This window comes from Cellulomonas sp. P5_C6, assembly GCF_054049635.1.
On record NZ_JBFULZ010000139.1, the window covers coordinates 1 to 10,685 of the forward strand.

Sequence of the window (10,685 nt, forward strand, 5' to 3'; positions counted from 1 at the left end):
CGCGTTCGCGCAGCGCCTGGTGCTGCCGGTGCCCGACCCCACGCTCGACGCCCTCGCGGGGGTGCCCACCGCGCTGGCCGGTCGCCGGACCGTGCCCGGTCAGGCCGTGCACGTCCACGCTGCCGGCGCCGAGCTGTGCCAGGTGGCGCTCCCGGGCGACCCGCCTCCCGCGCCCGCGCGACCACGAACGGGCGGCGCCCGACCGGTGCTCGTGCGCTCGCTGCCGGACCGCGCCGATCCACAGGCGGTGTCGGTCGCCCCCGCGGACCCGCTCCTGGTCGCCCTCGGGATCGGCRGCGACGACGCGGAGACCGTGTGGGTGGACCTGGCTCACGGGCTTCTCGTGGCAGGTCCGCCCGGCTCGGGCCGCAGCACGGCGCTCGACGGCGTCGGGGGCGCGCTCGCCCGGGCGGGGCACCCTGTCCTGCGCCTGGTCGACCCGTCCGTCGACGCCCGGCCGCCCCGTGCAGGTGTCCGTGACGTCGGGCCCGACGACCTGCCGACAGCGTGCCGGGAGGCGCGCGAGCCGGCCGTCCTGCTGGTCGACGACCTCGACGACCTCGAACGCAGCCACCCCTCGCTCGGCGAGCTGCTCGCGTCGGTCGAGACCGCGGCGGTGGTCGCGGCGGTCACGTCGGCGTCCGCCGTGCAGGCCTTCCGCGGCGTCGTCCCCACCCTGCTGCGCCGACGACGCACGCTCGTGCTCGACGTCCACGACCCCGCCTCGGCCGAGCTGGTGGGTCCGCGTGCGGCCTGGTGCGTCGACCCGAGCCGCCGTCCGGCCGGGCGCGGCGTGCTGCTGCGCGGGCGGGACGCGGTGGTCGTGCAGGTCTACTCGACCGGGTCCTGACGGCGCGCGGTGACCGCCACGACCGGGGGGAGCAGCAGCCCGACCCCCACCAGCGTCGCGACGACGAGCACGACGACCGCCCACGCCGAGGTCTGTGCCCCGAGCCAGCCCAGCGCGAGCACGACGAGCAGGATCTGCCACATGATCACCGGCGAGCGGGCCCAGCGCCGGCCCCGCCAGAGGCCGCGCGCGGCGAGCAGGAGCAGCAGGGCGATGCCGACGCCGAACGCCGCGAGGAAGAGGCTCGCCGCGGGCAGGGTCGCGGCGCCCCGGACGACGTCGGTGGCCCAGGCGATGCCGAGCCCGAGGAAGGCCGCGGCCTCGAGGGTCACCAGGAGGCAGACGGCGAGGAGCAGGGCGGGGCGGCGGTCGGTCACACGCAGGAGCCTAGGCACGGGAGGGTCCGATCGACCCCTCACCCCTCCTGACCTGGGTCGATCCCCACCCCGGACGCGGGATGCACTACCACGCCCAGAAGGTGTCTCACGCCACGACGTGACGGCGATCACCCTTGGAAACCGGCGTGTTGACCTGGACATTTGTCCGACAATGCCCCTCACCTGCATCAACATGCGGGCTCAGGCCACGCACGGGTGAATCACAGGTGTGACGAACGCCTCAGTCGTTACGGAGATGAAACCTTCCCGTAACCCCTTGTGCAGTCTCCATACCGGTGCGAGCCTTGACGAAGCAAGAAACCCACCCCCGATCTCACGTTCAGACACGCGCGCCCTGACCCCCGGGTGCCGGCTCGACGTGTGCCTAGGAGAGAAATCATGGATTGGCGCCACCGCGCAGCGTGTCTCGACGAGGACCCGGAGCTGTTCTTCCCCATCGGGAACACCGGACCCGCGCTGCTCCAGATCGACGAGGCCAAGGCCGTCTGCCGCCGGTGCCCCGTCGTCGACACCTGCCTCAAGTGGGCGATCGAGACCGGTCAGGACGCCGGCGTCTGGGGTGGGCTCTCCGAGGACGAGCGCCGCGCCCTCAAGCGCCGCACCGCGCGCCAGCGCCGCGCCAGCTGATCTCTCGCTCCACCGGCCCCGTCACCCCTCGGGTGGCGGGGCCGAGTCATGCACGGCCGGCGAGGACGCGCGCCTCAGATCAGCGACGCGGCGTCCCGCGGCGCCCGCAGCCTGGCCTCGATGACCACCGAGGTCCCGCCGCCCTCGCGGCCGGTCCACTCGATCGTCCCCCGCATCTCGTTGGTGACGAGCGTCGAGACGATCTGCGTCCCGAGCCCGGTGCCCGCACCCCGTTCGGTCGGCAGGCCGGAGCCGTCGTCGGCCACCTCGACCCGCAGCTGGTCGTCCTGCCGGTCGACGATKACCTCGACCGTGCCGGACTCCCGACCCTCGAACCCGTGCTCGACCGCGTTGGTCACCAGCTCGGTGAGGATGAGGGCGAGCGCGGTGGCGTCCTCGGCCGGGATGGAGCCGAACGACCCGCGCACCAGCGTGCGGACGTGTGCGCCCTCGGTGGCGACGTCGGCGGCGAGGCGCAGGCTCCGGCCGACCAGGTCGTCGAACGGCACGCTCTCGTCGAGCGTCTGCGACAGCGTCTCGTGCACGAGCGCGATCGTGGCCACCCGCCGCATCGCCTCGCCGAGCGCCTCCTTGGCCTCCGGCGAGTCCACCCGCCGCGACTGCAGCCGCAGCAGCGCCGCCACGGTCTGCAGGTTGTTCTTCACGCGGTGGTGGATCTCGCGGATCGTCGCGTCCTTGGTGATGAGCTCGCGCTCCCGGCGGCGCAGCTCCGAGACGTCGCGGCACAGCAGCACCGCACCCACGCGCTGGCCGTGCTCGGTGAGCGGGACGGCCCGCAGGGAGAGCGCCACGCCGCGGGCCTCGACGTCCACCCGCCACGGCGCCCGGCCCATGAGGACCAGTGGCATCGACTCGTCGACGGTGTCGTGCTGCTCGATSAGCTCGGCCGTGACCTCGACCAGSGMGCGYCCGACGAGGTCRCCSACSACCCCSAGSCGGTGGAAGCAGGACAGGGCGTTSGGGCTSGCGTAGAGSACCTCGCCCTCGGAGTTGAGGCGCACSAGCCCGTCSCCGACGCGAGGCGCGCCGCGGCGGGGACCGGTCGGGGCGTCGGGCGCCGGGAACTCGCCGCGACCGACCATCGCGAAGATGTCGTCGGCAGCCTCCACGTAGTTGAGCTCGAGGCGGCTGGGCGTGCGGGCCCCGCCCAGGTTCGTCTGGCGCGCGAGCACGGCGATCGCCTTGCCCCGCCGGACCACCGGGACCGCCTCCTCGCGCACGGCGTACGAGCCGAACCAGCGCGGCTCGCGCGAGCGCTGGGCCGCCCGCTCGTCGAGGGAGCGCTGCAGCTGCGGCCGCTGACCCTCGGGCGCGCTCGACCCGACGACGTCGTCGTAGTGCACGGTGGCGCCGGTCGAGGGCCGGCACTGGGYGATCGCGACGAAGTCACCGTCGTCGGTCGGCAGCCAGAGCACGAGGTCGGCGAACGCGAGGTCGGAGAGCACCTGCCAGTCGCCGACGAGCAGGTGCAGCCACTCGAGGTCGTGCGGCTCGAGCGCGGCGTGACGAGCGGCGAGGGTGCTCAGCGTGGACACGGGGACCAGGGTAGGTGGCGCCGACGACGGTACGGGTAGGACGGCCAGGACGTGGGCAGATAGCCTCGGACCCATACCCCGACCTCCGAAGGACCTGCCGTGCGACTGAGCGTGACGCTCGACCTGCCCACCGACGCGCACGCCGCGGCGCGACTGCTGGCCGATCCCGAGTACGTCCACCACAAGGTCCTCGCCACCGGCGCGCTCGAGCAGCACGTCGACATCACGGGGTCCGCCGACGGCGCGTTCACGGTGACCACCCGCCGCGCGCTGCCCACCGACCAGATCCCGGCGCACCTGCGCGGCTTCGTCGGGACGCGGATCGACGTCCGGCAGGTCGAGGCGTGGGAGGCACCGGGAGCCGACGGCGCGCGAGTGGGCACCGTCGTGGTCGAGATCGCCGGCGCGCCCGTGCGACTGAGCGGACGGACCGCCCTGACCCCGACCGCGGTGGGGTCGACCACCGTCCTGTACGACGGCGACCTGCGCGCGAGCGTGCCGCTGTTCGGCTCCGCGGTCGAGCAGGCGACCGCCGGCGCCATCCGGTCCGCGCTCGAGGTCGAGCAGGACGTGGCGCGTCGCTGGATCGCTGGTCACGGACAGGCGCCACAGCCGTAACGATTCGGTAACACGGCGCGGGGCGGATATCGCTCTGACCTGCGGAAACGTCGGTGTGGGATCGCTACCACGCCATAAACACGGCCCGGCCTCCTTGACACCCGGGGGGCCGCCGACGACAGTATCCGCAGCGCGTGGGAACGCTCCMGCATCACTGCGGATGGGAACGTGTCCACGCCGGGTCCACACGGCCCAACCCGACGTCCGTACGCGCCCCCTGCGGCGAGCGGCCGACGGGTGCCCTAGGGGTACGGCGAGGACGCCGTCCGACTGACAAGGGAGTCACAGTGCGCAAGACCACAAGCAAGATGTGGGCGGCCGCGGCGGGGGTCACGGGCATCGCCCTCCTCGCCACCGCCTGCTCCGGCAGCTCGGACACGCCCAGCGACGAGGGTTCGGACAGCGCCGCGCCCGAGAACATCACGCTGACGCTCGGCACGTTCAACGAGCCTGGCTACACGGACGAGATGTTCAAGGCCTACGAGGACGCCAACCCTGGCATCACCATCGAGAACAAGAAGGCCGCGACCTCGAACGAGGCCCGCGACAACCTGAACACGCGCCTCGCGTCGGGTTCGGGCGCCTCGGACGTCGAGATGATCGAGATCGACTGGCTCCCCGAGCTCATGCAGTACCCGGACAAGTTCGTCGACCTGACGGACCCGGCGCTCGACGGCCGCTGGCTCGACTGGAAGGTCGCGCAGGCCACCACGCCCGACGGCGTCCTGCTCGGCTACGGCACCGACATCGGCCCCGAGGCCATCGCGTACCGCTCCGACCTGTTCGCCGCTGCCGGTCTCCCGACCGACCGCGCCGCCGTCGCCGAGCTGCTCGGTGGCAAGGACGCCACGTGGGACGACTACTTCAACGTGGGCAAGCAGTACACGTCCGCCACGGGCAAGCCGTTCTTCGACGCCGCTGGTGCCATCTACCAGGGCATGATCAACCAGGTCCCGAACGCCTACGAGGAGAACGACGGCACGATCATCGCCGCCACGAACCCCGAGGTGAAGGACATCTACGACGCCGTCACCAAGGCGTCCGTGACCGACAACCTGTCGGCCCACCTCGGCCAGTGGAGCGACGACTGGACCGCCTCGTTCCAGAACGACGGCTTCGCGACCATGCTGGCTCCGGGCTGGATGCTCGGCGTCATCGAGGGCAACTCGGCCGGCGTGACCGGCTGGGACATCGCGGACGTCTTCCCCGGCGGCGCCGGCAACTGGGGCGGCTCGTTCATGACGGTCCCCGCCCAGGGCAAGCACACCGAGGAGGCGAAGAAGTTCGCCGCCTGGCTGACGGCTCCGGAGCAGCAGCTCCAGGCCTACAAGAACAAGGGCACGTTCCCGAGCCAGACCGAGGCGCTGTCCTCGGACGAGCTGCTCAGCTCCACGAACGCGTTCTTCAACRACGCCCCGGCCGGCCAGATCCTGGCCAACCGCGCCGTCGGCATCATCGCCCCCTTCAAGGGCCCGAACTACTTCGCCGTCAACGACGCGATGCAGTCGGCTCTGACCGAGGTCGACGTCAACGGTGGTGACGCCGCTGCTCAGTGGGACACCTTCGTGGGCGCGGTCAACGCTCTCGGCTGACCCTAGCCWGGGGCCGGGCCGGTGGGTCTCCCATCGGCCCGGCCCCGCCAGCGTAGGCTCCTTGCCCACCAGCACGAAGGACTCCTGATGGTCACCTCCACCACCCCGCCCCAGCTGGACCGCGGTCCGCAGCCTGGCTCCGAGCGCGTGCCGCGCCGGGTCGGGTTCAGCCAGACCCTCGGTCGCTGGGACGTCAAGGTCTCGCCCTACCTCTACATCTCGCCGTTCTTCCTGCTGTTCTGCCTGACCGGTCTGTTCCCGCTCGCGTACACCGCCTTCGTGTCGCTGCACGACTGGAACCTCATCGGCGGCAAGGGTGACTTCGTCGGGCTGCAGAACTACCTGTTCGTGCTCCAGGAGCCCAACTTCTGGAAGAGCATCCGCAACACGTTCAGCATCTTCTTCCTGTCGACGATCCCCCAGCTGATCATCGCGATCGTGCTCGCGGCCCTCCTCGACGCGAACCTGCGCGCCCGGACGTTCTGGCGCATGGGTGTCCTGCTGCCGTACGTGGTGGCGCCGGTCGCCGTCAGCCTCATCTTCGGCAAGCTGTTCGCCGACAAGTCCGGTCTGATCAACACGGTGCTCGGCTACGTCGGCATCGACCCGATCGGCTGGCACGCGCAGATCTTCCCCAGCCACATCGCCATCGCCACGATGGTCGACTTCCGCTGGACCGGGTACAACACCCTCATCCTGCTGGCCGCGATGCAGGCGATCCCGCGCGACCTGTACGAGGCCGCCGTCCTCGACGGTGCCACCCGGGTGCGGCAGTTCTTCTCCGTCACCGTCCCGATGCTGCGTCCGACGATCATCTTCGTCGTCATCACCTCGACCATCGGTGGCCTGCAGATCTTCGACGAGCCGCGTCTGTTCGACCAGACCGGTCAGGGTGGCCCGAGCCGCCAGTGGATGACGACGACCATGTACATCTACGAGCTGGGCTGGGGCAACCAGAAGAGCTTCGGACGTGCGTCCGCGGTCGCCTGGATCCTGTTCCTGATCATCGTGCTGATCGGCATCATCAACTTCTCGATCACGCGGCGGATCTCGTCCGACACGTCGTCGGCCAAGCGGAAGAAGGTYTCCCGATGAGCGCCCCCTCGCTCCCGGTCATCCGGCAGACGGCCGGCCGCGGCGCCGCGCGTGCCGCCGGGCGGAGCCGCTCGACGGCCGCCGGGTCCGAACGTCGTCCGGGCTGGGTCACCTACACCCTGCTCGCCGTCGCCGTCGTCCTGGCGATCGCGCCGCTGTACTACGCGTTCCTGCTCGCGTCGTCGAACTCGGCGTACATCGCGCAGCACCCGATCCCGTCGCTGATCCCGCAGGGCGAGTTCTTCGACAACGTCAGCAAGGTGCTGAACGGCGACATCCAGTTCTGGAAGGCGCTCGGCAACTCGATCATCGTCGGCACGATCACCGCGCTCTCCGTGGTGCTCTTCTCGACGCTCGCGGGCTTCTCGTTCTCGAAGCTCCGCTTCCGCGGCCGCAACGGCCTGCTCGTGTTCGTCATCGCCACCACCGCCGTGCCGACGCAGCTGGGCATCGTGCCGCTGTTCATCGTGATGTCGCAGCTCGGCTGGACCGGCAAGCTCATCGCCGTCATCGTGCCGGGCCTGGTCACCGCGTTCGGCGTCTTCTGGATGACGCAGTACCTCGAGTCGGCGCTGCCGTACGAGCTGGTCGAGGCCGCGCGCGTCGACGGCGCCTCGATGATCCGGACGTTCTGGCACATCGCCCTCCCGGCGGCGCGCCCGGCGGCCGTCATGCTCGGCCTCTTCACGTTCGTCGCCTCGTGGACGAACTTCTTCTGGCCGTTCATCGTCCTCGGTCCGCAGAACCCGACGCTCCCGGTGGCCATCCAGCTGCTCCAGGCGTCGTACTTCAAGGACATGTCGCTGATCATGGCGGGCGTCACCGTCTCCACGATCCCGCTCATCATCCTGTTCTTCGTCGCCGGCCGTCAGCTGGTCGCCGGCATCATGCAGGGTGCCGTCAAGGGCTGATGCCCGCAGACTGTCCACGGCACGTCTCGGACGATCTGGTCTCTGATCGGCCCGGTCGTCCGGCCGATGGCAAGGGCGGGGTGCTCCCCGAGCACCCCGCCCTTCTCATCACCAGCTCGTCATCGCTGCTCCGGCAGCCACAGGAGGGAAGACCAACGGTGGTCGACAACATCCCGGTCCGCGTGGACCCAGCGCGGCCCCCCGCGCCGACGCTCGAGCAGGTCGCCGAGCGCGCAGGTGTCTCGCGCTCGACAGCCTCCCGCGCCATCAACGGCGGCCTGCGCGTGTCTCCCGAGGCCCTCGCCTCGGTCGAGGCCGCGGTGGCCGACCTCGGCTACACCCCGAACCGCGCCGCACGCTCGCTGGTCACCAAGCGCACGGACTCGATCGCGCTCGTGGTTCCCGAGCCCGACGAGCGCGTGCTCTCGGACCCGTTCTTCGCCGGCACGCTGAACGGGCTGAGCACCTCGCTGGCCGACTCGGACGTGCAGGTCGTCCTCGTGATCGCCCGCCCCGGCGAGAGCGAGCGCACGGTCCGGTACCTGCGCAACGGGCACGTCGACGGCGCGATCGTCGTCTCGCACCACGCGAACGACGAGCTCGACCGCGCCCTGCAGGTCTCGCACGTGCCCAACGTGTTCGTGGGCCGGCCGCTGTCCGCCGACGAGCGGGACGTGCAGTACGTCGACACCGACAACGTCGAGGGCGGTCGCCTGGCCACCCAGCACCTCATCGACCGCGGCTGCCGGCGCATCGGCACGATCGCCGGACCGGCGGACATGTCGGCCGGCATCGACCGCCTCACGGGCTGGCGCAACGCGATGCGCGAGTCCGGGCTGCACGACGACGCCGTCGTGTACGGCGACTTCACCATGGCCTCGGGCACCATCGCGGCGCGCGAGCTGCTGTCGCGGTTCCCCGACGTCGACGCGATCTTCATCGCCTCCGACCTCATGGCCGCCGGCGCGCTGAGCGTGCTGGCGGAGCACGGCAAGGAGGTCCCCGGGGACGTCGCGGTCGTCGGGTACGACAACCTCGGTGTCGCCGCGTCGACCACTCCCCCGCTGACCAGCGTGATCCAGCCGGTCGTCGCCATGGCGCGTGCCGCGGGTGCCCGCCTGCTCGACCAGCTCAACGGCGCGCCCCCGTCGCCGCCGCTGATCTTCGCCCCCGAGCTGGTCATCAGGGCGTCCGCGTAGCGGGAGCGTCAGAGCGCGGCGCAGCGGGAGCGCGCCGCACCAGAGGCCCGGTGGGAGATCCCGCCGGGCCTCTGTGCCGTCAGCGGTCCGTGCGGTCAGCCGCCGTCGGCGGCACGTGGCCGAAGCGGTGCAGGGTCCGGCTCACCGCCTGCTCACGGACGACCGCCAGCAGCTCCCGCGCGCCGCTGGCGAGGACCGGGCCGTCGAGCACGGTCACCTGCCCGACGCGGGTCGCCGCCGCCTCGCGCAGGCCCGGCGCCGACCCGACCACCCGGACCCGACCCGTGACGGACCCGGCGCGCACCCGGTCCGCGAACGCCTCGTGGGGCTCGGTCCTCGCGTCGCTCACGGTGACGGGCACGCCCGCGGTGGCCGCGGCGTGGCGGACCCGGGCGACGTCGCGGTCGCGGGCGTCGGAGCCCACACGCAGCACGAGCCCGGGCACCGGCCGGTAGCGCAGGAAGTTCGCCTCGGCGCGCAGGCCCGACGGGTCGTGCTCGAGGGAGAGGTCGCCGGACCAGACCCGGGCGTCGTCGCGAGCGGCCCACGCGAGCCAGCCGGCGTCGTCCTGCGGCACGTCGGGGGCGTCCTGCCACCGGCCGATCTGCGCGACGTAGTGCGGTCCGCCGGCCTTGGCGCCGGGTCCGACGGTCGACGCCTTCCAGCCGCCGAACGGCTGGCGCTGCACGATCGCGCCGGTGGTGTGCCGGTTGACGTAGGCGTTGCCCACCTCGACCCGGTCCAGCCAGTGGTCGATCTCGCCCTCGTCCAGCGAGTGCAGGCCGCCGGTCAGGCCGAACGCCACGGCGTTCTGCAGGTCGATGGCCTCGTCCAGCGTCTCCACGCGCATGATGCCGAGCACGGGCCCGAAGCACTCGGTGGTGTGGAACCAGGAGCCGGGCGCGACGCCGTGCTTCACGCCGGGGCTCCACAGTCGGCCCTCGTCGTCGAGCTGCCGGGGCTGCACCAGCCAGGACTCCCCCGGGTCGAGCGTCGTCAGCGCACGCAGCAGCTTGCCGGACGCCGGCTCGGTCAGCGGCCCGACCGCGGTGCCCAGGTCGGTCGCCGGCCCGACCCGCAGGGACGCGACGGCGTCGGCGAGCTGGCGGCGCAGGCGGTCGGAGCGGCCCGCGGAGCCGACGAGGATGGCGAGCGAGGCGGCCGAGCACTTCTGGCCCGCGTGCCCGAACGCGCTGCGCACCAGGTCCGCGACCGCGAGGTCGACGTCCGCCGACGGCGTGATGACCAGGGCGTTCTTGCCAGAGGTCTCGGCGAGGACGTCGAGGTCGGGCCGCCAGCCGGCGAACAGCTGGGCGGTCTCGATCGACCCGGTGAGCACGACGCGGGCCACGTCGGGGTGCGTGACCAGCCGGCGACCGACGTCCCCTTCCGGGCTGAGCACGACGGTGAGGATCCCGGGAGGCGCCCCGGCGGCGTCGAGACCCCGCTGGATCGCCGCCATCGCGACCTGGCCGCACCGCGGCGCCTGCGGGGCGGGCTTGACCAGCACGGGGCTGCCCGCGGCCAGCGAGGCCAGCACCGAGCCCACCGGGATCGCGACGGGGAAGTTCCACGGCGGGGTCACCACCGTGAGCCCGGAGGGTCGGTGCACGGCCCCGGGCAGGACGCCGTCCGCGAGCTCGGCGGCGCGCTCCGCGTAGTACCGGGCGAAGTCGACGGCCTCGCTGACCTCCGGGTCGGCCTCGGCGACGGTCTTGCCGGCCTCGTGGACCATGGTGGCGACCAGGTCGGCACGCGCGTCCTCGAGGGCGGCCGCGACCGCGTGCAGCGCGACGGCCCGGTCGGCGGGCGCCGTCGCGGCCCAGGCCGGCTGGGCGG

Annotated in this window: 9 protein-coding genes and 1 pseudogene; 7 read left to right on the plus strand and 3 right to left on the minus strand. The window is 72.2% G+C overall.

All coding sequences use genetic code 11. The annotated features are described in order from the left end of the window. Window positions 1-850 (plus strand): annotated as a pseudogene (locus tag ACXJKG_RS14870) (hypothetical protein); the annotation flags it as partial. On the opposite strand, the gene ACXJKG_RS14875 reads toward ACXJKG_RS14870, so the two are convergent. Next, window positions 832-1,227: a hypothetical protein gene (locus ACXJKG_RS14875; protein ID WP_456846524.1), complete on the minus strand. Its 396-nt coding sequence runs from the start codon at window positions 1,225-1,227 to the stop codon at window positions 832-834. The pseudogene ACXJKG_RS14870 and the gene ACXJKG_RS14875 overlap by 19 nt on opposite strands. 399 nt (window positions 1,228-1,626) lie before the next feature. On the opposite strand from ACXJKG_RS14875, the gene ACXJKG_RS14880 reads away from it, so the two are divergent. Beyond that, complete coding sequence (locus tag ACXJKG_RS14880) at window positions 1,627-1,875, plus strand: WhiB family transcriptional regulator (protein ID WP_123370111.1); 249 nt, start codon at window positions 1,627-1,629, stop codon at window positions 1,873-1,875. A gap of 74 nt (window positions 1,876-1,949) precedes the next feature. Here the strand turns inward: ACXJKG_RS14880 and ACXJKG_RS14885 are convergent, their stop codons facing one another. After that, a complete protein-coding gene (locus tag ACXJKG_RS14885; RefSeq protein WP_456846525.1) occupies window positions 1,950-3,431 on the minus strand; it encodes a sensor histidine kinase in 1,482 nt (493 codons plus the stop codon). Between the two features lie 99 nt (window positions 3,432-3,530). Here ACXJKG_RS14885 and ACXJKG_RS14890 point away from each other — a divergent pair, with 99 nt between their 5' ends. The 5 genes from ACXJKG_RS14890 (at window position 3,531) to ACXJKG_RS14910 (ending at window position 8,846) form a co-directional block, all read left to right on the plus strand. Continuing rightward, complete coding sequence (locus tag ACXJKG_RS14890; protein WP_456846526.1) at window positions 3,531-4,049, plus strand: DUF2505 domain-containing protein; 519 nt, start codon at window positions 3,531-3,533, stop codon at window positions 4,047-4,049. Window positions 4,050-4,336: 287 nt separating this feature from the next. Beyond that, window positions 4,337-5,641: an ABC transporter substrate-binding protein gene (locus ACXJKG_RS14895; RefSeq protein WP_456846527.1), complete on the plus strand. Its 1,305-nt coding sequence runs from the start codon at window positions 4,337-4,339 to the stop codon at window positions 5,639-5,641. Window positions 5,642-5,728: 87 nt separating this feature from the next. Next, window positions 5,729-6,736, plus strand: coding sequence for a carbohydrate ABC transporter permease (locus ACXJKG_RS14900; RefSeq protein WP_456846528.1), 1,008 nt, complete (start codon window positions 5,729-5,731; stop codon window positions 6,734-6,736). Beyond that, window positions 6,733-7,647: a carbohydrate ABC transporter permease gene (locus tag ACXJKG_RS14905; protein WP_456846529.1), complete on the plus strand. Its 915-nt coding sequence runs from the start codon at window positions 6,733-6,735 to the stop codon at window positions 7,645-7,647. The genes ACXJKG_RS14900 and ACXJKG_RS14905 overlap by 4 nt, the downstream gene beginning before the upstream one ends. Window positions 7,648-7,805: 158 nt before the next feature. Then, complete coding sequence (locus tag ACXJKG_RS14910) at window positions 7,806-8,846, plus strand: LacI family DNA-binding transcriptional regulator (RefSeq protein WP_456846530.1); 1,041 nt, start codon at window positions 7,806-7,808, stop codon at window positions 8,844-8,846. Between the two features lie 79 nt (window positions 8,847-8,925). Here the strand turns inward: ACXJKG_RS14910 and ACXJKG_RS14915 are convergent. Continuing rightward, a partial coding sequence (locus ACXJKG_RS14915; protein WP_456846531.1) for an aldehyde dehydrogenase family protein occupies window positions 8,926-10,685 on the minus strand: 1,760 nt, incomplete at its 5' end.

Bases quoted from the DNA above. Each gene is read 5' to 3' on its own strand.
- ACXJKG_RS14880 (WP_123370111.1), top strand. From the start codon at position 1,627: ATGGATTGGCGCCACCGCGCAGCGTGTCTCGACGAGGACCCGGAGCTG.
- ACXJKG_RS14905 (WP_456846529.1), top strand. From the start codon at position 6,733: ATGAGCGCCCCCTCGCTCCCGGTCATCCGGCAGACGGCCGGCCGCGGC.